A 22,245-nucleotide genomic window follows, 5' to 3' on the forward strand; every position below is an offset into this window, starting at 1 on the left:
TATGACATTAAATATGAAAGTAGAAAGCATGCATAAATTCCATACATTCGAAATCCCGACAGTCATTAAACACGGAATCGGTGCGATTCAGCACGCGGGAAGTGAAGTCAGAGCGCTTGGCGTCACAAAAGCGCTGCTCGTAACAGACCCGGGAATTTATAACGCGGGAGTGGCAAACCCGGTCATTGAATCTTTACAGGAAGCGGGCATCGAAGTCGTCCTGTTTAACAAAGTGGAGCCGAACCCGCCTGTACGTCTTGTAAACGAAGGATCAGAACTGTATAAAAAAGAAAACTGCAACGGTCTTGTGGCTGTCGGCGGCGGAAGCTCCATGGATACAGCGAAAGCGATCGGGGTAGAAGCGACACACGAAGGAAGCGTGCTTGATTATGAAGCCGCGGAAGGCAAAAAGCCGCTGGAAAACCGTATTCCTCCGCTGACAACGATCCCGACGACTGCGGGAACAGGTTCAGAGGTCACACAATGGGCGGTCATTACAGATGAGGAAAGAGAATTTAAATTCAATACGGGCGGACCGCTTATCGCCGCGCATTTAACGGTCATTGACCCTGAGCTGCACACGTCCATGCCTCCGCATGTGACGGCCATGACAGGTATTGACGCACTTGCGCACGCCATCGAGTGCTATACGATGAAATTCGCGCAGCCGATCACTGATGCCGTTGCTTTAATGGCCATTGAATATGCGGCGCATTATATTAAGCGCGCGTTTGCGGACGGAGAGGATTTGGAAGCAAGATACGGCATGGCGCAGGCGGCGATGCTTGCCGGCCTTTCATACGGCAGTGAATCAGCAGGCGCGGCGCATGCGATGAGCCAGACGCTCGGCGGCATCATCCCTGTCGCTCACGGACAATGCGTCGCAGCTATGATGGGGCCGGTAATGGAATACAACTGGAAAGGCTATCCGGAAAAATTCGCCCGCATCGCCAAAGCATTCGGAATCAATACAAGCAACATGACAACCGAAGAAGCGGCAAAAGCGTCCGTCAACTGGATGTATGATCTTGTAAAAGATTTAGAGGTGCCGAGTTTAGAAGAACAAGGTGTGTCTCCGGACATGATTGAACGTTTATCAAAAGAAGCCATGAAAGATCCGCAAACTTTCGGAAATCCAAGAGATTTGAATGAGAAAGCATACAACTGGATTTACAAACGCTGCTTTGACTTAACGCCGAAAACGGTATAATAAATGAACCCCGCTCCTTTACAGAGCGGGGTTTTTTAAGGATAATGTCAAGAAAAAGGCGGTGGCGGCTAATGTGGAAACGCATAACAGCAAAGACGGAAGGCGTATATATAGCGGATACCGAACAATTTGTTACCAAAAAGATGGACAAGCTTCGTGCGGAATACGGCGGGTTTCCCGGTGACCTGCATTTCGGACTGACAAAAAAGGCCGGCGCGCGCGAGCCGATGTATGAAAGAGGAACAGAAATTTTTAACCGGAGACAGATTTCAATCGTGTCTATGGAGGAATGTGATGACATTGCGGAGAAGATGGGGATTTCTCATATCTTTCCCGAATGGCTCGGCGCTAATATCGCAATCAGCGGTTTTTCTGCACTGACGCCGCTTAAAGAAGGAAGCAGAATGATATTTCCAAGCGGTGCGTCTCTGTTGTGTGAGGGAGAAAATGATCCGTGCATTCAGCCGGGAGAAGTCATTCAATCCTTTTATCCGGATCAGCCAAAACTCGCCGCGGCGTTTGTGAGGCACGCGATGGGCAGAAGAGGAATTGTCTGTATTGTTGAACGCCCGGGTGACATATGCACGGGCGATGCGGTCACCATCCATTCTTATGAACCGAAACGCGCCAAGAAAAAAATCGAGAAGGTCTGACTCAGACCTTTTCGATTTTTTGTTTGATTTCTTTTATTTGATTAATGTGACGCTTTTCATGATGGCCGATAAAATCAATCCACTGACGGATCGTCAGTTCTTGAAAAACAGGATGGGGAAGCACACGTTCAAAGTCTTCCTCGTTTAATGATGAAATAACTGCGGTCAGCTGCTGTCTTGCCATATCTAATTCCTGTTTTGCTTCAATGACTGATAATCGGTTTTGCTCAGGTTCGAGGTGTGAGGGCGCCGGCCGTTTATCTGTTCTGTCCTCTATAAACTCCATCGGTTTTTCTTCTATTTCTTTTAACGGTGCGTCTTTTGCCTGCTTTGATAAAAGGGTCTGCGCTGTTTCGTCAATTTTCTTTAAATGGTCAAGGACTTCCCGCACGCTCCATTCATCAGCCGCGGGCTTTCGGTTGAATTCCTCATCAGAGAGTCCTTTCAGTTCTTCCCAGATCTGCTGTCTGGCTTCATTAAAAATGCTCATCCTATCTCCTCCTTTAGAGTAAACATATCATATCCGGATTGGATAATCATGTAATCAGCCTCCCTTATCAGAAAATTGAAACCATTTACCTTTACATCCGTATATAAAGTAACACTCCGACACATCGGCTGAAAGGAGGATAGAAGATGGACATATTTCATCTGCCGCTTGAAACGGTCTATCTTTACACATTGATTATTTCGGGAAGTCTCACGCTTTTGATTCTGTTTTTTCAAGATGTGTTTCACGGCCTCTCGGAAGCCATTCCTGTTTCATTTTTAAATCCTGCATTGATTCTGTCTTTTTTAACAATCTTTTCAGCCTCAGGTTATATCGGCGAAATCGCCGCTCCGCTATCAAGTTCTGTCATTGCGTTGCTTTCATTTGTTCTTTCGGTTCTTTTGGTCAGCCTGCTTCACTTCTTCGTCCTTGTCCCGCTTTCATCAGCGGAAGAATCGCTCGCTTACCGGGAGACGGATTTAAAGGGCAGAGTCGGCAGGGTCATTACTTCCGTCCCGAAAGACGGCTATGGAGAAGTGATCATAGAGGGAATAGGGGGCGCCATTTCTAAATCAGCCGTCAGCTTTGATCAAGAACAGATCAAGTACGGAACTGCCGTATTAGTGATTGACGTGAAAGACGGAGTGCTTTTTGTGACGCCGCATGAACCAATCTGATATCTAAGGGGGAACTGTTATGACTATGCCGATTATCATCGTTATCGGAATCGTATTCTTTTTACTCATCGCACTTATTGCTGTATTTATTACGAAGTACCGGACAGCGGGGCCGGACGAAGCCCTTATCGTGACCGGAAGTTATTTGGGAAATAAGAACGTCCACATTGATGAAGGCGGAAATCGTCTGAAAATCGTCCGGGGCGGGGGAACGTTCGTGCTCCCGGTATTCCAGCAGGCAGAACCTCTCAGTTTACTGTCAAGCAAACTTGATGTCTCTACACCTGAAGTCTATACAGAGCAAGGCGTGCCGGTAATGGCCGACGGAACCGCCATTATTAAAATCGGAGGCTCCATCGGTGAAATCGCCACAGCAGCTGAACAATTTTTGGGGAAATCCAAGGACGACCGTGAGCAGGAGGCGCGGGAGGTGCTGGAAGGCCATCTGCGCTCCATCCTCGGCTCCATGACCGTTGAAGAGATTTATAAAAACAGGGAAAAGTTTTCTCAGGAAGTCCAGCGGGTCGCGTCTCAGGATCTTGCTAAAATGGGGCTTGTGATCGTTTCTTTTACGATTAAAGACGTCCGCGATAAAAACGGCTATCTTGAATCATTAGGTAAGCCGAGAATCGCCCAAGTCAAGCGGGATGCGGACATTGCCACGGCAGAAGCGGATAAAGAGACGAGGATTAAACGCGCGGCCGCTGATAAAGACGCAAAAAAATCAGAGCTGGAGCGGGCGACGGAAATAGCTGAAGCGGAAAAAATCAATCAGCTGAAAATGGCGGAATACAGAAGAGAGCAGGATACAGCAAAAGCCAATGCCGACCAGGCATATGATCTTGAAACAGCAAAAGCCCGCCAGCAGGTGACAGAGCAGGAAATGCAAATTAAAATTATTGAGCGGCAAAAGCAGATTGAATTGGAGGAAAAAGAAATTCTGCGCCGTGAGCGCCAATATGACTCTGAAGTGAAGAAAAAAGCCGATGCTGACCGTTACTCGGTGGAACAAGCGGCCGCGGCCGCAAAAGCGAAGCAGCTCGCAGAAGCGGATGCCGAGCAGTACAGCATCGAAGCGATGGCCAAGGCGGAAGCGGAACGCGTGAGAATTGACGGTCTTGCTAAAGCGGAGGCTGAAAAGGCGAGAGGAGAAACCGAAGCGGAAGTCATCCGCCTGAAAGGTCTCGCAGAAGCGGAAGCTAAAGAAAAAATCGCCGAAGCATTCGAAAAATACGGGCAGGCTGCAATCCTTGATATGATTGTGAAAATGCTGCCTGAATATGCGAAGCAAGTCTCAGCGCCTCTTTCCAACATTGATAAAATAACCGTCGTTGATACGGGAGGAAGCGGTGAAAATGGCGGGGCCAATAAAGTCACAGGCTACGCAACCAATTTAATGGCCGGTCTTCAGGAAAGCTTAAAAGCATCTTCCGGAATCAATGTAAAAGAGCTTATTGAGAATTTTTCAGGCAAAGGAAACATAAAACAAAGTATAAATGAACTTACAAAAGAACTGAGTGATTCAAACGAACGGCACAGCCCGGAATAAAAAAACAGCAGGCGTAAACCGCCTGCTGTTTCAGTTTGTCCGCTTAGCTTCAAGAAGCCGCGGCGCAGTCATGAATAATAAGATAAGGACAATGGCCGAAAGGATAAAAGAAGGAATCATATAAGTCGCGTTGTAGACGGACGAATAAATCCATACCGGCGTGCCTTTCGGAGCATAGCTTCCGAAAAAGACAGCTCCGGAGACCACATGTGCCGCATAGCGCAGCACACTGCCGATGAAAACACCGCCTATAACATACATCGTTAAAGCGCCTCTTTTTTTATTCAATGCCGATTCTCGTACACCGGAAGCAAACAAGCCGCTGAAACCGAGAACTGCAAATGCCGCGATGTAATCAAGAAATAGCTGCACCGGGTGCTGCAAAAACAAATTGCCGATGGCGATCTGGACAATCCCTGTCAAAAAGCCTGTCGTAAGCCCGGCTTTCACTCCCCAGCGGAATGAAATCAAAAAAATCGGAATCATCATAATAGAGACCGAACCGCCTTGGGGCATCCGGAGAAACATACCTGAGACAATGTCCAGAATGACAGCCGCCCCGGTCATAATCGCTATTTCAATTAAGCGCACAAGCTGTGTTGAATGATTCATAGTTTTCCCCCTGGTCAGACAACCGTAACAAGGATAAACAAAAAAGCAGCGCGGGGAAGGATGGGAAAAGGTCCGCGCGCTGCTTGCATAAACTGCAAATCATTTGGCTTTGCCACATCCCTACGCCAGCGTTAACTAACAGGTTCAAAGGGTCAGAACAAAACGTTCACTCTCAGCTTTAATGCTCCCCTTGTGGTCATCAAGTATTTAGTTCAATCTTACTATACAAGAAAATATGCCAAACCACAAGACAGCTTATCTTTCTATAGAAGAGAAACTGAAATAAGTATGAAAGAAAATAATTAATGATTTTTTTAAAAAAACTATTGTCATATTTTCAAAAGGGTGTTATATTATTAAACGTCGCTGATGAACAGCAGACAACAACGAAAAGCTTCGGAAACAACTTGAAAAAAGTTGTTGACATAAAAGAAGCTGAGTGGTAAGATAATAAAGCTGCTTCAACAAGCGGTAATGATCTTTGAAAACTAAACAAGACAAAACGTACCTGTTAATTCAAAGTTTTAAATAAATCGCACAGCGATGTGCGTAGTCAGTCAAACTACTTTATCGGAGAGTTTGATCCTGGCTCAGGACGAACGCTGGCGGCGTGCCTAATACATGCAAGTCGAGCGGACAGATGGGAGCTTGCTCCCTGATGTTAGCGGCGGACGGGTGAGTAACACGTGGGTAACCTGCCTGTAAGACTGGGATAACTCCGGGAAACCGGGGCTAATACCAGATGGTTGTCTGAACCGCATGGTTCAGACATAAAAGGTGGCTTCGGCTACCACTTACAGATGGACCCGCGGCGCATTAGCTAGTTGGTGAGGTAACGGCTCACCAAGGCGACGATGCGTAGCCGACCTGAGAGGGTGATCGGCCACACTGGGACTGAGACACGGCCCAGACTCCTACGGGAGGCAGCAGTAGGGAATCTTCCGCAATGGACGAAAGTCTGACGGAGCAACGCCGCGTGAGTGATGAAGGTTTTCGGATCGTAAAGCTCTGTTGTTAGGGAAGAACAAGTGCCGTTCAAATAGGGCGGCACCTTGACGGTACCTAACCAGAAAGCCACGGCTAACTACGTGCCAGCAGCCGCGGTAATACGTAGGTGGCAAGCGTTGTCCGGAATTATTGGGCGTAAAGGGCTCGCAGGCGGTTTCTTAAGTCTGATGTGAAAGCCCCCGGCTCAACCGGGGAGGGTCATTGGAAACTGGGGAACTTGAGTGCAGAAGAGGAGAGTGGAATTCCACGTGTAGCGGTGAAATGCGTAGAGATGTGGAGGAACACCAGTGGCGAAGGCGACTCTCTGGTCTGTAACTGACGCTGAGGAGCGAAAGCGTGGGGAGCGAACAGGATTAGATACCCTGGTAGTCCACGCCGTAAACGATGAGTGCTAAGTGTTAGGGGGTTTCCGCCCCTTAGTGCTGCAGCTAACGCATTAAGCACTCCGCCTGGGGAGTACGGTCGCAAGACTGAAACTCAAAGGAATTGACGGGGGCCCGCACAAGCGGTGGAGCATGTGGTTTAATTCGAAGCAACGCGAAGAACCTTACCAGGTCTTGACATCCTCTGACAATCCTAGAGATAGGACGTCCCCTTCGGGGGCAGAGTGACAGGTGGTGCATGGTTGTCGTCAGCTCGTGTCGTGAGATGTTGGGTTAAGTCCCGCAACGAGCGCAACCCTTGATCTTAGTTGCCAGCATTCAGTTGGGCACTCTAAGGTGACTGCCGGTGACAAACCGGAGGAAGGTGGGGATGACGTCAAATCATCATGCCCCTTATGACCTGGGCTACACACGTGCTACAATGGACAGAACAAAGGGCAGCGAAACCGCGAGGTTAAGCCAATCCCACAAATCTGTTCTCAGTTCGGATCGCAGTCTGCAACTCGACTGCGTGAAGCTGGAATCGCTAGTAATCGCGGATCAGCATGCCGCGGTGAATACGTTCCCGGGCCTTGTACACACCGCCCGTCACACCACGAGAGTTTGTAACACCCGAAGTCGGTGAGGTAACCTTTATGGAGCCAGCCGCCGAAGGTGGGACAGATGATTGGGGTGAAGTCGTAACAAGGTAGCCGTATCGGAAGGTGCGGCTGGATCACCTCCTTTCTAAGGATTTTAACGGAATATAAGACCTTGGGTCTTATAAACAGAACGTTCCCTGTCTTGTTTAGTTTTGAAGGATCATTCGATTCTTCGAGATGTTGTTCTTTGAAAACTAGATAACAGAAGTAATTCACATTCAATTAGTAATGCAAGATATCACGTAGTGATTCTTTTTAACGGTTAAGTTAGAAAGGGCGCACGGTGGATGCCTTGGCACTAGGAGCCGATGAAGGACGGGACGAACACCGATATGCTTCGGGGAGCTGTAAGCAAGCTTTGATCCGGAGATTTCCGAATGGGGAAACCCACCACTCGTAATGGAGTGGTATCCATATCTGAATACATAGGATATGAGAAGGCAGACCCGGGGAACTGAAACATCTAAGTACCCGGAGGAAGAGAAAGCAAATGCGATTCCCTGAGTAGCGGCGAGCGAAACGGGACCAGCCCAAACCAAGAGGCTTGCCTCTTGGGGTTGTAGGACACTCTGTACGGAGTTACAAAGGAACGAGGTAGATGAAGAGGTCTGGAAAGGCCCGCCATAGGAGGTAACAGCCCTGTAGTCAAAACTTCGTTCTCTCCTGAGTGGATCCTGAGTACGGCGGAACACGTGAAATTCCGTCGGAATCCGGGAGGACCATCTCCCAAGGCTAAATACTCCCTAGTGACCGATAGTGAACCAGTACCGTGAGGGAAAGGTGAAAAGCACCCCGGAAGGGGAGTGAAAGAGATCCTGAAACCGTGTGCCTACAAGTAGTCAGAGCCCGTTAACGGGTGATGGCGTGCCTTTTGTAGAATGAACCGGCGAGTTACGATCCCGTGCAAGGTTAAGCAGAAGATGCGGAGCCGCAGCGAAAGCGAGTCTGAATAGGGCGAATTGAGTACGTGGTCGTAGACCCGAAACCAGGTGATCTACCCATGTCCAGGGTGAAGTTCAGGTAACACTGAATGGAGGCCCGAACCCACGCACGTTGAAAAGTGCGGGGATGAGGTGTGGGTAGGGGTGAAATGCCAATCGAACCTGGAGATAGCTGGTTCTCTCCGAAATAGCTTTAGGGCTAGCCTCAAGGTAAGAGTCTCGGAGGTAGAGCACTGATTGGACTAGGGGCCCCTACCGGGTTACCGAATTCAGTCAAACTCCGAATGCCGATGACTTATCCTTGGGAGTCAGACTGCGAGTGATAAGATCCGTAGTCGAAAGGGAAACAGCCCAGACCGCCAGCTAAGGTCCCAAAGTATACGTTAAGTGGAAAAGGATGTGGAGTTGCTTAGACAACCAGGATGTTGGCTTAGAAGCAGCCACCATTTAAAGAGTGCGTAATAGCTCACTGGTCGAGTGACTCTGCGCCGAAAATGTACCGGGGCTAAACGTATCACCGAAGCTGCGGACTGTTCTTCGAACAGTGGTAGGAGAGCGTTCTAAGGGCTGTGAAGCAAGACCGGAAGGACTTGTGGAGCGCTTAGAAGTGAGAATGCCGGTATGAGTAGCGAAAGAGGGGTGAGAATCCCCTCCACCGAATGCCTAAGGTTTCCTGAGGAAGGCTCGTCCGCTCAGGGTTAGTCGGGACCTAAGCCGAGGCCGAAAGGCGTAGGCGATGGATAACAGGTTGATATTCCTGTACCACCTCCTCACCATTTGAGCAATGGGGGGACGCAGGAGGATAGGGTAAGCGCGGTATTGGATATCCGCGTCCAAGCAGTTAGGCTGGGAAATAGGCAAATCCGTTTCCCGTGAAGGCTGAGCTGTGATGGCGAGCGAATTATAGTAGCGAAGTTCCTGATTCCACACTGCCAAGAAAAGCCTCTAGCGAGGTGAGAGGTGCCCGTACCGCAAACCGACACAGGTAGGCGAGGAGAGAATCCTAAGGTGATCGAGAGAACTCTCGTTAAGGAACTCGGCAAAATGACCCCGTAACTTCGGGAGAAGGGGTGCTCTGTTAGGGTGCAAGCCCGAGAGAGCCGCAGTGAATAGGCCCAGGCGACTGTTTAGCAAAAACACAGGTCTCTGCGAAGCCGTAAGGCGAAGTATAGGGGCTGACGCCTGCCCGGTGCTGGAAGGTTAAGAGGAGCGCTTAGCGTAAGCGAAGGTGCGAATTGAAGCCCCAGTAAACGGCGGCCGTAACTATAACGGTCCTAAGGTAGCGAAATTCCTTGTCGGGTAAGTTCCGACCCGCACGAAAGGCGCAACGATCTGGGCACTGTCTCAACGAGAGACTCGGTGAAATTATAGTACCTGTGAAGATGCAGGTTACCCGCGACAGGACGGAAAGACCCCGTGGAGCTTTACTGCAGCCTGATATTGAATGTTGGTACAGCTTGTACAGGATAGGTAGGAGCCTTGGAAACCGGAGCGCCAGCTTCGGTGGAGGCATCGGTGGGATACTACCCTGGCTGTATTGACCTTCTAACCCGCCGCCCTTATCGGGCGGGGAGACAGTGTCAGGTGGGCAGTTTGACTGGGGCGGTCGCCTCCTAAAAGGTAACGGAGGCGCCCAAAGGTTCCCTCAGAATGGTTGGAAATCATTCGCAGAGTGTAAAGGCACAAGGGAGCTTGACTGCGAGACCTACAAGTCGAGCAGGGACGAAAGTCGGGCTTAGTGATCCGGTGGTTCCGCATGGAAGGGCCATCGCTCAACGGATAAAAGCTACCCCGGGGATAACAGGCTTATCTCCCCCAAGAGTCCACATCGACGGGGAGGTTTGGCACCTCGATGTCGGCTCATCGCATCCTGGGGCTGTAGTCGGTCCCAAGGGTTGGGCTGTTCGCCCATTAAAGCGGTACGCGAGCTGGGTTCAGAACGTCGTGAGACAGTTCGGTCCCTATCCGTCGCGGGCGCAGGAAATTTGAGAGGAGCTGTCCTTAGTACGAGAGGACCGGGATGGACGCACCGCTGGTGTACCAGTTGTTCTGCCAAGGGCATCGCTGGGTAGCTATGTGCGGACGGGATAAGTGCTGAAAGCATCTAAGCATGAAGCCCCCCTCAAGATGAGATTTCCCATTCCGCAAGGAAGTAAGATCCCTGAAAGATGATCAGGTTGATAGGTCTGAGGTGGAAGTGTGGCGACACATGGAGCTGACAGATACTAATCGATCGAGGACTTAACCAATTTGAATGTATGCTTACTGTTATCTAGTTTTGAGAGAACACTCTCAATGGTTTGGTGGCGATAGCGAAGAGGTCACACCCGTTCCCATGCCGAACACGGAAGTTAAGCTCTTCAGCGCCGATGGTAGTCGGGGGTTTCCCCCTGTGAGAGTAGGACGCCGCCAAGCTATTACACGTAAGTGTAATATATGGAGGATTAGCTCAGCTGGGAGAGCATCTGCCTTACAAGCAGAGGGTCGGCGGTTCGAGCCCGTCATCCTCCACCATTCCTATCATACATAAGTTGGCGTATTAAGCCGGTGTAGCTCAATTGGTAGAGCAACTGACTTGTAATCAGTAGGTTGGGGGTTCAAGTCCTCTTGCCGGCACCACCTTTATATGTTATACTATATAAGTCTCTTGTAATAAGAGCCATTAGCTCAGTTGGTAGAGCATCTGACTTTTAATCAGAGGGTCGAAGGTTCGAGTCCTTCATGGCTCACCATGTTTTTCTTGCGGATGTGGCGGAATTGGCAGACGCGCTAGAATCAGGCTCTAGTGTCTTTACAGACGTGGGGGTTCAAGTCCCTTCATCCGCATTGCCAAACGCGGAAGTAGTTCAGTGGTAGAACATCACCTTGCCAAGGTGGGGGTCGCGGGTTCGAATCCCGTCTTCCGCTCCAACTATACTATATCATCCATGCCGGGGTGGTGGAATTGGCAGACACACAGGACTTAAAATCCTGCGGTAGGTGACTACCGTGCCGGTTCAAGTCCGGCCCTCGGCACTTATTGTTGCGCCCGTAGCTCAATTGGATAGAGCGTTTGACTACGGATCAAAAGGTTAGGGGTTCGACTCCTCTCGGGCGCGCCATACATACTTTTGAAAAACGGGAAGTAGCTCAGCTTGGTAGAGCACATGGTTTGGGACCATGGGGTCGCAGGTTCGAATCCTGTCTTCCCGACCATTTTGGGGCCTTAGCTCAGCTGGGAGAGCGCCTGCTTTGCACGCAGGAGGTCAGCGGTTCGATCCCGCTAGGCTCCACTTGATTTTAATTGTTTTTGGCGGTGTAGCTCAGCTGGCTAGAGCGTACGGTTCATACCCGTGAGGTCGGGGGTTCGATCCCCTCCGCCGCTACCATTGGACCTTTAGCTCAGTTGGTTAGAGCAGACGGCTCATAACCGTCCGGTCGTAGGTTCGAGTCCTACAAGGTCCACCACTTATACGGAGGAATACCCAAGTCTGGCTGAAGGGATCGGTCTTGAAAACCGACAGGGGTGTCAAAGCCCGCGGGGGTTCGAATCCCTCTTCCTCCGCCATATCTAATTTAATTATCATCGCGGGGTGGAGCAGTTCGGTAGCTCGTCGGGCTCATAACCCGAAGGTCGCAGGTTCAAATCCTGCCCCCGCAACCAAAAAAATGGTCCGGTAGTTCAGTTGGTTAGAATGCCTGCCTGTCACGCAGGAGGTCGCGGGTTCGAGTCCCGTCCGGACCGCCATTTATAAAAAGGCTCGGTAGCTCAGTTGGTAGAGCAACGGACTGAAAATCCGTGTGTCGGCGGTTCGATTCCGTCCCGAGCCACCATTTAATTTAATATTGTTTTGGCGGTTGTGGCGAAGTGGTTAACGCACCAGATTGTGGCTCTGGCACTCGTGGGTTCGATTCCCATCAATCGCCCCAAACAACATGCGGGTGTAGTTTAGTGGTAAAACCTCAGCCTTCCAAGCTGATGTCGTGGGTTCGATTCCCATCACCCGCTCCATTTTTATATTGTCATGGGCCTGTAGCTCAGCTGGTTAGAGCGCACGCCTGATAAGCGTGAGGTCGGTGGTTCGAGTCCACTCAGGCCCACCATGATGATTTTTCCACAGTAGCTCAGTGGTAGAGCTATCGGCTGTTAACCGATCGGTCGCAGGTTCGAATCCTGCCTGTGGAGCCATACGGAGAAGTACTCAAGTGGCTGAAGAGGCGCCCCTGCTAAGGGTGTAGGTCGTGTAAGCGGCGCGAGGGTTCAAATCCCTCCTTCTCCGCCATAAGGCCCGTTGGTCAAGCGGTTAAGACACCGCCCTTTCACGGCGGTAACACGGGTTCGAATCCCGTACGGGTCATTAAAAAAACCTTGCATACTATGCAAGGTTTTTTATTATGCGTTCATAGTGTAAATGGTAAAAGACAAGTATGTGGCAAAAGCGCTCCATAATAAATAAGGAACCAGAAGCCAGGCTGAAGCTTTACTGTATTTACCGGCAATGAGCAACAGAATGAGTGTTGTCACAGCCACAAGCAGGCAATCGATAGATGCAGCAAGCAAATTTTTCTGTGTGAATTGAAAATAGCTGAATCCTTGATTCACGATATAATTGATGAGAAGCATCACCCAAAAAGCTTTGGATTCTTTACATGAAAACTTTGCGTATATCAAGGCTGCTGAGAGCGAAATAAGCGCAAACAAAACCGCCCATATGATGCCGATCACTGATCCGCTCGGCGTCCAGTCAGGTTTTTGCAGCGCGTCATACCATTCCCGGTCGATGGGAAAGAGAACCCCCGCTAAAGAAAACAAGACATATGTAATGATAAATACAATAATCGCACCGATATACTTCTTTTTCATTTGTTCCCTCCGTCATTCAATGTCAATACGTTAGTTCCCTTTTTTGGAAAGATTAAACCTTTTAAAAGGTTTATGCATCATTAAGTGTATGAGTTTTCAGTGTGAAAATGCATCAAACCATTTATTTGTATTCAAAAACCCCGGCAGGCCGGGGTTTTAATCAGCATGAAGATCGCCAAAGGTCGTCATAATTCCTTCTTCGTCCAGTTCCTGTTCATATTTTTCGTGTGCTTTGCTTGGATACACGGAAATGTTTTTTCCGGTAATATCTGTCGCGATAAAGTTTTCATAATCCTCAGCATAGCCGATGTTTTCTTCTGAGTTCATTGTCATATCCCCATAGCTGAGCGGAGGATCTTCTAAATCCTGAGGCGTTTCTGAGTTTCCGTATTCCTCAACATCCTGATAAGCATCTTCACTATCGTAAGCCGCCCGGATTGATTCATCATCATCAAATTCAAACTGTCCGAACGGTGTTTCCTCTTCAATCGGCCTGTCTTTGGAAACGGCATCCTGCGAGGAATATTCCGCCAATGTCGTAGCCGTCGGCAGAGCTTCGAGTCTGTCATAAGGAATGTCCTTGCCGCTGACTTCACATGTGCCGTATGTGCCGTTTTCAATTTGCTTCAGAGAGTAATCAATGTCGCGAAGGTGCTCCCGTTCATGGTCGAGCAGAGCCAGGTCTTTTTCCCGCTCGTATAATTCGGTCGCCTGATCGCCGGGATGATTGTCATAGGAAGACAATTCGCCGGATGACTGATACGGGAATTCATCAGCTAACTGAAATTGATCATTTTCTTTAAAGCGGCTTAAAATATCATGTCTGGCTTCTTCCAATTCTTTTTTTAAGTGTGTGATCTGTTCGTTTGTAAGCACATCAATCCCTCGTTTCTATGTGATGCTTACTGTTAGTATGAACGCTTTTGCGCAGAAAAATGGTGGATAAAAATAGTCATTTTCCCATGAGGAAGTAAAAGGATACAGTGATTGCCGAGAGTGGGGAAAGAAAATTCAAGTTTGTTTCTTTATTCATTTGCGCAAAAAGGTTTATAATAAGAAATGCAGGCATTTTGTCGTGCTCACATCTGTGTGTTTGACACAAAGTCATCACAGGTGTATTGTATTAAAAGCATTTAACGGATTATGGAGGAATGTCTCATGGTGACAACGGTGCAGCATACGTTCCGAGAGGAAGCAGATCATGCATTACATAAAGCCAAACAAGTCAACCATGCTGTCTTATTGAGCTATTCAAGACGTATTGCGTCTTTAGACCCTCTATCATTTTTCAAAGACGGAGCAAAAAAATATAAAGGCAAACGATTTTTTTGGTCAGAACCCGGTAGTGAATTAACAATAGTCGGTCTTGGCACAGAAGCGCTGTTCCAATCGAATGAAAAAAATGGAAAGCGTTATCACGACGTTTTTGAACAATGGGAGCGCTTTAAAAAGACGGCTTTTCATATTCATGAAGAAGAAGAGGCGGCGCATACCGCGGTCGGCCCTGTCTTATTCGGAGGTTTTTCATTTAATCCTGCTGAAGAGAGAGGAGACGAATGGAACGGGTTCGAAGAAGGACTGTTCTTTATCCCCTCACTCATGCTGACAAAGACGGCAGATGGTGATTATTTAACCGTCAATCAATGGGCGGCAGACGGTAATCAGGCAGAAGATACGCTGAAACGTCTGAAATCTTTTTCGGAAGCTTTTTCAGTTTCTTCAATCGAGTATGAAGAATATCCTGTTTTAACAAAAGCGGAAGAACTTGATGTGGAAAACTGGCTTGAAGCCATTAAAACAGCAACAAATGATATGAAAGCAAATCAATATGATAAAGTCGTGCTGGCAAGGGAAGTCGTTTTGTCATATGATGGGCCTATTCCGGCGGAGAGCGTTGTCCGCAAGCTTTTGACGGACCAAACGACAAGCTATGTTTTTGCGATTGAGCAGGGAGATAAATGCTTTGTCGGCGCTTCACCGGAACGGCTGATCAAAAAATCCGGCAAAGACGTTATGTCCACCTGTCTGGCAGGTTCAATTAAGCGCGGAGAAAATCAACAAGAAGATGAGCGTCTCGGCAAAGAGCTGCTGCATGACGAAAAAAATCTCGCGGAACATGATTTTGTGGTTCAGATGATACACGATTCTTTCTTGTCGAGCTGCAGCGATGTGAAAAAGCCTGCAGGTCCGCAATTATATAAAACGAAAAGTGTTCAGCATCTATATACACCGATCACAGGCCATCTTAAAACGTCCGCTTCGCTGTTTGATTTAATTGAAAAGCTGCATCCCACACCGGCATTGGGCGGAGCTCCCCAGCAGAAAGCTGTTGAAGTTATCGCTGATATTGAACCGATGACACGCGGATGGTACGCGGCACCGATCGGCTGGATGGACGGCAGGGAAAACGGAGAATTTGTCGTGGCTATCCGATCAGGGCTGATTGAAGGCAAAAGTGCGCGGCTTTTCGCAGGCTGCGGCATTGTTGAAGATTCAGATCCGCAATCAGAATATGAAGAAACACAAATTAAACTAAAGCCGATGATCTCTGCTTTAGGAGGTGAAAGGCTTTGACAAACCCGATTACACATTATATCGGAAGTTTTATTGATGAATTCGCTCTATCGGGTGTCACCGACGCAGTTGTTTGCCCGGGGTCGAGGTCAACTCCCTTGGCGGTTTTGGCGGCGGCCCACCCGGATATTCAAGTCCATATACAGATTGATGAACGATCCGCAGGTTTTTTCGCACTCGGTCTTGCAAAAGCCCGCCAGCGTCCGGTCATGCTGATTTGTACGTCAGGAACGGCGGCGGCTAACTTCTATCCGGCCGTGATTGAAGCTCATTATTCAAGAGTGCCTCTTATTGTCCTGACTGCTGACCGGCCTCATGAATTGAGGGAAGTGGGGGCGCCTCAGGCGATTAACCAGCATTTTCTGTTCGGTAACTTTGTTAAGTTTTTCACAGACTCGGCTCTGCCTGAGGAAAATCCTCAAATGCTGAGCTATATCAGAACATTGGCCGGCAGAGCCGTAAGTGAAGCCGGGAAGCGCCCGATGGGGCCAGTCCATATCAATGTGCCGCTCAGAGAGCCTTTGATGCCGGATTTATCAGCCGGACCTTTTGAAAGAATGAGAAAGGGGCGGCACGTCTCAGTCACAACAGGGATTCAGTCAGCTGCTCAAGACTCTCTCTGTCATATTACAGAGCGTCTCGCGGGTACCGAAAGAGGTATGATCGTCTGCGGCGAAATTCACGGTGAAGCAGAAAAGCAGCAAATCATCGCGCTTGCCGAGATGCTTCAGTTCCCGATTTTGGCTGATCCGCTTTCAAACCTCCGAAACGGGGAGCATGATAAGACGCTGATTATTGATGCTTATGACTCGTTTTTAAAAGATGAAGAAATAAAAGAGGCGCTGCGCCCTGACGCTGTGATCCGCTTCGGTCCGATGCCGGTTTCTAAACCGCTCTTTTTATGGCTCAGAGATGATCCTGCCATTGAGCAGTTTATCGTCGATGAAGACGGAGGATGGAGAGATCCCACCCAGGCCGGCGCGCATATGATTCATTGCCATCCGTCGGTGTTTTTGGAAGCGGTCCGTTCAGCTGAAACCGGAAAGCGGCCGTCCGGATGGCTTGAGAAATGGCAGTTTGTCAATGAGCGTTTCCGGAGTCATTTACAGGACGCGAGCATGGATGATTTATCATTTGAAGGAAATGTATATCGTCAGCTTCAGCACCTTGTCCCTGAAGGCAGTTCGATTTTTGTCGGAAACAGCATGCCGATTCGCGACGTGGATACGTTCTTTGAAAAACAAGATCGCTCCTTCCGTGTCTATGCCAACCGCGGCGCTAACGGAATTGACGGAGTTGTCTCCTCGGCTATGGGACTGTGTGAAGGTACAAAAGCTCCTGTCACGCTTGTAATTGGAGATTTATCGTTTTACCATGATTTAAACGGGCTGTTAGCGGCTAAAAAACTTGGAATTCCGCTTACGGTTATTTTAATAAACAATGATGGCGGCGGGATTTTCTCGTTTTTGCCGCAGGCATCTGATAAGACTCATTTTGAAGAACTGTTCGGTACGCCGACGGGTCTTGATTTCCGGCATGCCGCCGCACTGTACGGCGGGACGTATACTTGCCCTGAGACATGGGAAGCATTTAAGGATGCGTATCAGCCGCAGGCGGACAAGCCCGGACTTCATATAATCGAGCTGAAAACAGATCGGACATCAAGAGTTCAATTCCATCGCGATCTGCTGCAGGCCGCAGTGCGGGAAGTGAAAAAAGAATGGAAACTGTAACAGTTAAAACGGCCGACGGCGTATGCTATCGTGCTGCTGATAGCGGACACGAATCATCTGAAGCTATTGTTTGTCTGCATGGATTTACGGGCAGCAAAGAATCATGGATGTTTTTACGCGGCATGTTTCCCGGCGAACGAATGGTGATGATTGACTGCCTGGGTCACGGGGAGACAGACGCGCCTGTGCAAGCGGCAAGGTACAGTGCGAGCCGGCAGGTTGCGGACCTTGCCGCCGTTTTTGATCAATTAAAACTTCACAAAGTGAAACTTATTGGTTATTCTATGGGGGGAAGACTTGCGTATTCCTTTGCACAGGCATTTCCGCATCGGGTGTCAGCGCTTGTTTTGGAAAGTACAACCCCGGGCCTCAGCACGCTTCAGGAACGCAAAAAGCGGATTCAGTCAGACCGGAAGCTTGCTGACTTTATATTGCGGGAAGGTATAACATCGTTTGTCGATTATTGGGAGGGCATTCCGTTGTTTGCCACGCAGCTTTCTCTGCCGGACAGCGTAAAGGCGTCCATCCGTGCCGGCAGGATGAAAAATAATCCGTCCGGACTTGCAGGCAGCCTGCTCGGAATGGGGACGGGCTCACAGCCTTCCTGGTGGGAGGCATTACACCGCATCAAAGCACCCGTTCTGCTCATATGCGGTGAATGGGATGAAAAGTTTTGCGCTATTAATCAAAAGGTGCATAACCTGCTCCCATCAAGTAAAATAGAGGTTGTCAAACAGGCGGGGCACACGGTACATGTGGAACAGCCGCGAATTTTTGGTAAGATAGTAAGTGAGTTTTTATACGGCTTGTAAAGCATAAAGAAAATAGCTTTTCGGCCGGACTCAGGCAAAAATGAAGGAGGTCATATCAATGGCTGCAGAATGGAAAAGTGAACGTCAGTACGATGAAATCCTGTACGAGACGTATAACGGTATTGCAAAAATAACAATTAACCGCCCGGAGGTACATAACGCATTTACTCCTAAGACGGTATCAGAAATGATTGACGCGTTTGCTCGTGCGCGTGATGACTCCAATATTGGTGTCATCGTTCTTGCGGGAGCGGGAGATAAAGCATTCTGTTCAGGCGGAGACCAAAAAGTCCGCGGTCACGGCGGATATGTCGGAGACGATCAGATCCCGCGTCTGAATGTGCTTGATCTTCAGCGTTTGATCCGTGTTATTCCTAAACCGGTCGTAGCAATGGTATCAGGCTATGCCATCGGCGGAGGCCATGTGCTTCATGTCGTCTGTGATTTAACGATTGCGGCCGATAACGCGATTTTCGGCCAAACCGGACCGAAAGTGGGAAGCTTTGATGCCGGTTACGGCTCAGGTTACCTGGCGCGTATCGTCGGACATAAGAAAGCCCGTGAAATCTGGTACTTGTGCCGTCAATACAACGCGCAGGAAGCGCTCGACATGGGGCTTGTCAATACAGTTGTCCCATTAGAGAAACTTGAAGAGGAAACAATTAAATGGTGTGAAGAAATGCTTGAGAAAAGCCCTACAGCCCTTCGTTTCCTTAAAGCGGCATTTAACGCTGATACAGACGGCCTCGCCGGAATTCAGCAATTTGCAGGAGATGCAACGCTTCTTTATTACACGACTGACGAAGCGAAAGAAGGCCGCGATTCCTTTAAAGAGAAACGCAGTCCCGATTTCGGTCAATTCCCTCGTTTTCCGTGATCAGATGACACTACGAAACAGCTTGAGCCGCTCTGGTCCAAGCTGTTTTCTTTTCAAAAACAGTACTTTTACCTCGGAGATGATAACATGCTGACAGAACAGCCGAATTGGCTCATTCAAAGGGCTCAGCTGACACCAGAGAGAATCGCTCTCATATTTGAAAACAAACAGATGACATTCAGAGAATTATATCATGCTTCTAAACAAATGGCCGCGCGGCTGTCCAAATACTGCTCGCTTAAAAAAGGAGACCGGGCCGCGATTTTGCTTTCTAACAGACCGGAAATGGTTTATGCCGTTCACGCCTGTTTCTTATTAGGGGCGGAAGCTGTGCTGTTGAATACGAAGCTCTCAAAACAGGAACGGATGTTTCAGCTCAAAGATTCACAGGCTAAGCTTTTATTGACGGAGGACGGTTTTTGCCGTGAAGAATATGAATCTGCGGTCGCCGCTGCGGACGTGGACGAGCTGCAGGCTGAAGCCGCGGGAGACATTGAACCTGAAGCTTATGTAACGCTTGATGATACGGCGACTCTTATGTATACGTCAGGAACAACGGGAAGGCCGAAGGGGGTGCAGCAGACTTTCGGTAATCATTATTCCAGCGCTGTATCGTCTGCGCTGAATCTGGGGGTCACGGAGCGGGACCGCTGGCTTATTGCGCTGCCGCTGTTTCATATCAGCGGTCTGTCTGCGCTGTTTAAGTCGGTCATTTACGGCATGCCTGTCGTGCTTCATCAAAAATTTTCTGTCACTGATGTGCTGGACAGCATCAGCTCCCATCAGGTCACGATCATTTCAGCGGTGCAGACCATGCTTTCGGGCCTGCTTGCGGAAACTGAACAATGTCCTGAATCACTGCGCTGCATTCTGCTTGGCGGGGGTCCGGCACCGCTGCCGCTCCTTGAAGAATGCCGCAGGAAACAATTTCCGGTATTTCAATCTTACGGCTTGACTGAAACCTGCTCACAGATTGTCACGCTTTCTCCGGAATTCAGTATGGACAAGCTCGGCTCGGCCGGTAAACCGCTGTTTTCATGCGAAATTAGAATTGAAAAAGACGGAAGCCCTTGTGCGCCGTTTGAACACGGTGAAATTACGGTGAAAGGCCCGAATGTAATGAAAGGGTATTATCATCGTGACGACGCGAACCAGGCCGCTTTTCATAATGGATGGTTTAAAACGGGCGATCTTGGCTATTTGGATGATGAAGGGTTTTTATACGTGCTGGACAGGCGGTCGGACCTCATTATTTCAGGCGGAGAGAACATCTACCCGGCAGAAGTGGAAGCGGCGCTGCTTGCCCATCCGGCTGTAGCGGAGGCCGGTGTTTCGGGAGCCGAAGATCCGAAGTGGGGGAAAGTGCCGCATGCTTTTCTCGTGCTGACTTCTTCTGTCAGTTCTGAGGAGCTGACCGCTTTTTGCCGTGAGCGGCTTGCAAAATATAAAATACCGGCTGCTTTTTTCAAGGTTGACGGGCTCCCGCGGAACGCGTCCAATAAACTGATGAGGCATCGGCTGAATGAGCTTCGTAAAGGAGAATTGTCATGATTAAGATTGAAAAAATCACCCTTTATCATGTAAGTATGAGGCTGAAAAAACCGTTTAAAACAAGTATTGAAACGCTGCAGGATCGTAAATTTTTGATCGTGGAAGCGATCGATGAAACCGGGAGAACCGGCTGGGGGGAGGTATCGGCGTTTTCTTCTCCGTGGTATACAGAAGAAACGATTCAGACATGTGCGCATATGCTGAGAGATTTTTTCATCCCAAATGTCGTAGGCCGCGAGTTTTTCCATCCGTCAGAAGTTCCTGACAGTCTCGCGCGTTTCAAAGGAAACCGCATGGCAAAAGCGGGGCTTGAATCAGCCGTGTGGGATCTATATGCCAAGAAAAAGGGGATATCTCTCGCAGAAGCCTTAGGGGGCAAAAGAGATAAAGTGCCCGCCGGCGTGGCGGTGGGTCTGGCTTCGGCTGATGAGATGCTTCGGGAAATTGAGCAATACGTAAAAGAAGGTTATCAACGTATAAAAATAAAAATTCAGCCCGGCCATGACGTTGATCTGGTCAGATCCATCCGCAGCCGTTTTCCGAACGTACCGCTGATGGCGGATGCCAACTCGGCATATGAACTGAAAGACATCAGCAGGCTGAAAGAGTTGGATGAATTCCAGCTCATGATGATAGAACAGCCGCTTCAGGCAGATGATATTGTCGATCACCGCCACCTGCAGAAACACTTGAGAACCGCGGTATGCCTTGATGAAAGCATATGCTCATATGATGACGCGAGGCGGGCGATTGAGCTTGGGAGCTGTAAAATCATTAACATAAAACCGGCGCGTGTAGGAGGCCTGACAGAGGCTTTAAAAATACATGACTTATGCAGAGAGCATCACATGCCGGTTTGGTGCGGCGGAATGTTTGAAACCGGCATTTCGAGAGCGCAGACAGTCGCGCTTGCTTCGCTGCCGCAATTTACGATACCGGGTGATATTTCCTCATCAGACCGATACTGGGAGGAGGATATTGTCACTCCCGACATACGTATCGAAGAGGGATTCATCTCTGTTCCGGACGGTCCCGGACTGGGTGTTGAAGTCAATCAGGAAATAATGAGAAAATACGTCACGCAAATGGACGTTTTTACGACAAACAATTGATAAAAAGACATTTCAGCGAGTTGAGCTGCCTGTATGCTGCTGTTATATTGAAATTGTTCATTATCACCCCTTCCCCCGTTTGAACCGGCTGTATCAGCCGGTTTTTTTAATAGGCGGATGCGATGATTTTTTTATTCTTCAAACAGTGTCGGCTTTACATCGCAGGTGTTGCTTTCTGGCTGGGGCAAACATGTACATCTTGATAAAAAATTCTGTGCTTGTCATGAATGCGATACTGATCGTACCGTCTGCCGCCTATACTGACAAACTGCCTTTCTTCCATGCTTTTCATCAGCGCGATTTTCCCCGGCTCAGGTGCTGATTTCAAAAAGGCTTGCGGCGCGGAAATGAAAAAGAGCTGTATAAAACAGCTCTTTTCTTTTATAAATCATGCGGTTTAAAGGTTTTGCAATCCGTTTCTTCACTTTTTTCAGCGGTTTCGCCTGTATGGCTGACCACATAAATCGCGTCGGCCGTGCATTTGTTTCCTCTGCCCCAATATGAACAGTTATTGACTTCACACAGAATTTTTTGGTCCATGCTGGCTCCCCTCCAAGATAAAAGGTACGCCATTAGTAT

The 22,245-nt window shown here is 48.9% G+C and carries 15 protein-coding genes, 21 tRNA genes, 3 rRNA genes and 1 riboswitch; of the genes, 34 read left to right on the forward strand and 5 right to left on the reverse strand.

The features are described 5' to 3' along the window. Position 1: 1 nt before the first annotated feature. Positions 2 to 1,210 (forward strand): choline dehydrogenase, encoded by a 1,209-nt coding sequence (gene gbsB, locus SB24_RS14675; RefSeq protein WP_039254135.1) that lies wholly within the window; start codon positions 2 to 4, stop codon positions 1,208 to 1,210. Positions 1,211 to 1,281: 71 nt separating this feature from the next. Continuing rightward, positions 1,282 to 1,863 (forward strand): MOSC domain-containing protein, encoded by a 582-nt coding sequence (locus SB24_RS14680; protein WP_003152182.1) that lies wholly within the window; start codon positions 1,282 to 1,284, stop codon positions 1,861 to 1,863. Position 1,864: 1 nt separating this feature from the next. On the opposite strand, the gene SB24_RS14685 is transcribed toward SB24_RS14680, so the two are convergent. Continuing rightward, positions 1,865 to 2,353: a DinB family protein gene (locus SB24_RS14685; protein ID WP_015418069.1), complete on the reverse strand. Its 489-nt coding sequence runs from the start codon at positions 2,351 to 2,353 to the stop codon at positions 1,865 to 1,867. 146 nt (positions 2,354 to 2,499) lie between these two features. Here SB24_RS14685 and SB24_RS14690 point away from each other — a divergent pair, with 146 nt between their 5' ends. Both SB24_RS14690 and SB24_RS14695 read left to right on the forward strand, forming a co-directional pair. Beyond that, entirely contained in the window at positions 2,500 to 3,030 is a 531-nt protein-coding gene (locus SB24_RS14690; RefSeq protein ID WP_007410165.1) for an NfeD family protein, read from the forward strand. Positions 3,031 to 3,049: 19 nt separating this feature from the next. After that, positions 3,050 to 4,579: a flotillin lipid rafts scaffold protein FloT gene (locus tag SB24_RS14695; protein WP_039254138.1), complete on the forward strand. Its 1,530-nt coding sequence runs from the start codon at positions 3,050 to 3,052 to the stop codon at positions 4,577 to 4,579. Positions 4,580 to 4,609: 30 nt separating this feature from the next. Here SB24_RS14695 and thiT read toward each other — a convergent pair whose 3' ends face one another. After that, complete coding sequence (thiT, locus tag SB24_RS14700; RefSeq protein ID WP_007410163.1) at positions 4,610 to 5,191, reverse strand: energy-coupled thiamine transporter ThiT; 582 nt, start codon at positions 5,189 to 5,191, stop codon at positions 4,610 to 4,612. A 100-nt stretch (positions 5,192 to 5,291) separates the two neighbouring features. After that, positions 5,292 to 5,392: riboswitch (TPP riboswitch) on the reverse strand. Between the two features lie 366 nt (positions 5,393 to 5,758). On the opposite strand from thiT, the gene SB24_RS14705 reads away from it, so the two are divergent. From SB24_RS14705 to SB24_RS14820, 24 genes are all read left to right on the forward strand, one after another. Then, positions 5,759 to 7,308: ribosomal RNA gene (locus tag SB24_RS14705) — 16S ribosomal RNA — on the forward strand. Positions 7,309 to 7,483: 175 nt separating this feature from the next. Continuing rightward, positions 7,484 to 10,413 (forward strand): 23S ribosomal RNA (locus SB24_RS14710). A gap of 50 nt (positions 10,414 to 10,463) precedes the next feature. Continuing rightward, positions 10,464 to 10,579 (forward strand): 5S ribosomal RNA (gene rrf / locus SB24_RS14715). The 16S, 23S and 5S rRNA genes sit together here with 21 tRNA genes alongside, the layout of an rRNA operon. A 23-nt stretch (positions 10,580 to 10,602) precedes the next feature. Continuing rightward, positions 10,603 to 10,678 (forward strand) — tRNA-Val (locus SB24_RS14720). A 29-nt stretch (positions 10,679 to 10,707) separates the two neighbouring features. Further along, a tRNA-Thr gene (locus SB24_RS14725) sits at positions 10,708 to 10,783 on the forward strand. Positions 10,784 to 10,820: 37 nt separating this feature from the next. Further along, positions 10,821 to 10,896, forward strand: a tRNA-Lys gene (locus SB24_RS14730). A gap of 10 nt (positions 10,897 to 10,906) precedes the next feature. Beyond that, positions 10,907 to 10,990: transfer RNA gene (locus SB24_RS14735), tRNA-Leu, on the forward strand. Positions 10,991 to 10,999: 9 nt separating this feature from the next. Next, a tRNA-Gly gene (locus tag SB24_RS14740) sits at positions 11,000 to 11,074 on the forward strand. Between the two features lie 19 nt (positions 11,075 to 11,093). Further along, a tRNA-Leu gene (locus SB24_RS14745) sits at positions 11,094 to 11,179 on the forward strand. A gap of 9 nt (positions 11,180 to 11,188) precedes the next feature. Then, positions 11,189 to 11,265, forward strand: a tRNA-Arg gene (locus SB24_RS14750). A 17-nt stretch (positions 11,266 to 11,282) separates the two neighbouring features. Beyond that, positions 11,283 to 11,359 (forward strand) — tRNA-Pro (locus SB24_RS14755). A gap of 4 nt (positions 11,360 to 11,363) precedes the next feature. Next, a tRNA-Ala gene (locus SB24_RS14760) sits at positions 11,364 to 11,436 on the forward strand. A gap of 19 nt (positions 11,437 to 11,455) precedes the next feature. Next, positions 11,456 to 11,532: transfer RNA gene (locus SB24_RS14765), tRNA-Met, on the forward strand. A 2-nt stretch (positions 11,533 to 11,534) separates the two neighbouring features. Next, positions 11,535 to 11,611: transfer RNA gene (locus tag SB24_RS14770), tRNA-Ile, on the forward strand. Between the two features lie 7 nt (positions 11,612 to 11,618). Further along, positions 11,619 to 11,711 (forward strand) — tRNA-Ser (locus tag SB24_RS14775). Positions 11,712 to 11,730: 19 nt separating this feature from the next. After that, a tRNA-Met gene (locus tag SB24_RS14780) sits at positions 11,731 to 11,807 on the forward strand. A gap of 7 nt (positions 11,808 to 11,814) precedes the next feature. Next, positions 11,815 to 11,891, forward strand: a tRNA-Asp gene (locus SB24_RS14785). Between the two features lie 10 nt (positions 11,892 to 11,901). Continuing rightward, positions 11,902 to 11,977: transfer RNA gene (locus tag SB24_RS14790), tRNA-Phe, on the forward strand. Between the two features lie 20 nt (positions 11,978 to 11,997). Further along, a tRNA-His gene (locus SB24_RS14795) sits at positions 11,998 to 12,073 on the forward strand. Between the two features lie 8 nt (positions 12,074 to 12,081). Beyond that, positions 12,082 to 12,155: transfer RNA gene (locus SB24_RS14800), tRNA-Gly, on the forward strand. 15 nt (positions 12,156 to 12,170) lie between these two features. Beyond that, positions 12,171 to 12,247 (forward strand) — tRNA-Ile (locus SB24_RS14805). Positions 12,248 to 12,257: 10 nt separating this feature from the next. Then, positions 12,258 to 12,332 (forward strand) — tRNA-Asn (locus SB24_RS14810). Positions 12,333 to 12,335: 3 nt separating this feature from the next. After that, positions 12,336 to 12,426: transfer RNA gene (locus SB24_RS14815), tRNA-Ser, on the forward strand. Positions 12,427 to 12,429: 3 nt separating this feature from the next. Further along, positions 12,430 to 12,501, forward strand: a tRNA-Glu gene (locus SB24_RS14820). 35 nt (positions 12,502 to 12,536) lie between these two features. On the opposite strand, the gene SB24_RS14825 is transcribed toward SB24_RS14820, so the two are convergent. Together SB24_RS14825 and SB24_RS14830 are read right to left on the reverse strand one after the other, a co-directional pair. After that, positions 12,537 to 13,007, reverse strand: a complete 471-nt coding sequence (locus SB24_RS14825) for a TspO/MBR family protein (RefSeq protein ID WP_020956249.1) — start codon at positions 13,005 to 13,007, stop codon at positions 12,537 to 12,539. A 156-nt stretch (positions 13,008 to 13,163) separates the two neighbouring features. Further along, positions 13,164 to 13,883 carry a TraR/DksA C4-type zinc finger protein gene (locus SB24_RS14830; RefSeq protein WP_015418067.1) on the reverse strand — a complete coding sequence of 240 codons (720 nt, stop codon included), beginning with the start codon at positions 13,881 to 13,883 and terminating at the stop codon, positions 13,164 to 13,166. Between the two features lie 282 nt (positions 13,884 to 14,165). On the opposite strand from SB24_RS14830, the gene SB24_RS14835 reads away from it, so the two are divergent. From SB24_RS14835 to menC, 6 genes are all read left to right on the forward strand, one after another. Next, on the forward strand, positions 14,166 to 15,581 hold the full coding sequence (locus SB24_RS14835; protein ID WP_032868316.1) for an isochorismate synthase: 1,416 nt from the start codon (positions 14,166 to 14,168) through the stop codon (positions 15,579 to 15,581). After that, positions 15,578 to 17,314, forward strand: a complete 1,737-nt coding sequence (gene menD, locus SB24_RS14840; RefSeq protein WP_032868315.1) for a 2-succinyl-5-enolpyruvyl-6-hydroxy-3-cyclohexene-1-carboxylic-acid synthase — start codon at positions 15,578 to 15,580, stop codon at positions 17,312 to 17,314. The genes SB24_RS14835 and menD overlap by 4 nt, the downstream gene beginning before the upstream one ends. Further along, on the forward strand, positions 17,302 to 18,126 hold the full coding sequence (gene menH, locus SB24_RS14845) for a 2-succinyl-6-hydroxy-2,4-cyclohexadiene-1-carboxylate synthase (protein ID WP_007408847.1): 825 nt from the start codon (positions 17,302 to 17,304) through the stop codon (positions 18,124 to 18,126). Before menD ends, menH begins: the two co-directional genes overlap by 13 nt. A gap of 58 nt (positions 18,127 to 18,184) precedes the next feature. After that, positions 18,185 to 19,003, forward strand: a complete 819-nt coding sequence (gene menB, locus SB24_RS14850) for a 1,4-dihydroxy-2-naphthoyl-CoA synthase (RefSeq protein ID WP_015418063.1) — start codon at positions 18,185 to 18,187, stop codon at positions 19,001 to 19,003. 87 nt (positions 19,004 to 19,090) lie between these two features. After that, positions 19,091 to 20,554 carry an o-succinylbenzoate--CoA ligase gene (locus SB24_RS14855; RefSeq protein ID WP_015418062.1) on the forward strand — a complete coding sequence of 488 codons (1,464 nt, stop codon included), beginning with the start codon at positions 19,091 to 19,093 and terminating at the stop codon, positions 20,552 to 20,554. Beyond that, entirely contained in the window at positions 20,551 to 21,666 is a 1,116-nt protein-coding gene (gene menC, locus SB24_RS14860) for an o-succinylbenzoate synthase (RefSeq protein ID WP_007408844.1), read from the forward strand. The genes SB24_RS14855 and menC overlap by 4 nt, the downstream gene beginning before the upstream one ends. Positions 21,667 to 22,047: 381 nt before the next feature. Here menC and SB24_RS19710 read toward each other — a convergent pair whose 3' ends face one another. Next, the gene (locus SB24_RS19710; RefSeq protein WP_007408842.1) at positions 22,048 to 22,206 is read right to left on the reverse strand and encodes a DUF1540 domain-containing protein; all 159 of its coding nucleotides are present in this window, start codon (positions 22,204 to 22,206) and stop codon (positions 22,048 to 22,050) included. Positions 22,207 to 22,245: the final 39 nt, after the last annotated feature.

It is taken from the genome of Bacillus sp. Pc3, assembly GCF_000815145.1.
In the GTDB taxonomy this organism is placed as follows: domain Bacteria; phylum Bacillota; class Bacilli; order Bacillales; family Bacillaceae; genus Bacillus; species Bacillus velezensis.

What these genes read in the sequence shown, in the direction of transcription:
- SB24_RS14855 (WP_015418062.1), top strand. Translation starts at nt 19,091, where the DNA reads ATGCTGACAGAACAGCCGAATTGGCTCATTCAAAGGGCTCAGCTGACA.
- SB24_RS14825 (WP_020956249.1), bottom strand. Translation starts at nt 13,007, where the DNA reads ATGAAAAAGAAGTATATCGGTGCGATTATTGTATTTATCATTACATAT.
- SB24_RS19710 (WP_007408842.1), bottom strand. Translation starts at nt 22,206, where the DNA reads ATGGACCAAAAAATTCTGTGTGAAGTCAATAACTGTTCATATTGGGGC.
- menC (WP_007408844.1), top strand. Translation starts at nt 20,551, where the DNA reads ATGATTAAGATTGAAAAAATCACCCTTTATCATGTAAGTATGAGGCTG.
- SB24_RS14695 (WP_039254138.1), top strand. Translation starts at nt 3,050, where the DNA reads ATGACTATGCCGATTATCATCGTTATCGGAATCGTATTCTTTTTACTC.
- thiT (WP_007410163.1), bottom strand. Translation starts at nt 5,191, where the DNA reads ATGAATCATTCAACACAGCTTGTGCGCTTAATTGAAATAGCGATTATG.
- SB24_RS14680 (WP_003152182.1), top strand. Translation starts at nt 1,282, where the DNA reads ATGTGGAAACGCATAACAGCAAAGACGGAAGGCGTATATATAGCGGAT.
- menB (WP_015418063.1), top strand. Translation starts at nt 18,185, where the DNA reads ATGGCTGCAGAATGGAAAAGTGAACGTCAGTACGATGAAATCCTGTAC.
- SB24_RS14685 (WP_015418069.1), bottom strand. Translation starts at nt 2,353, where the DNA reads ATGAGCATTTTTAATGAAGCCAGACAGCAGATCTGGGAAGAACTGAAA.
- gbsB (WP_039254135.1), top strand. Translation starts at nt 2, where the DNA reads ATGACATTAAATATGAAAGTAGAAAGCATGCATAAATTCCATACATTC.
- SB24_RS14690 (WP_007410165.1), top strand. Translation starts at nt 2,500, where the DNA reads ATGGACATATTTCATCTGCCGCTTGAAACGGTCTATCTTTACACATTG.
- SB24_RS14835 (WP_032868316.1), top strand. Translation starts at nt 14,166, where the DNA reads ATGGTGACAACGGTGCAGCATACGTTCCGAGAGGAAGCAGATCATGCA.
- menH (WP_007408847.1), top strand. Translation starts at nt 17,302, where the DNA reads ATGGAAACTGTAACAGTTAAAACGGCCGACGGCGTATGCTATCGTGCT.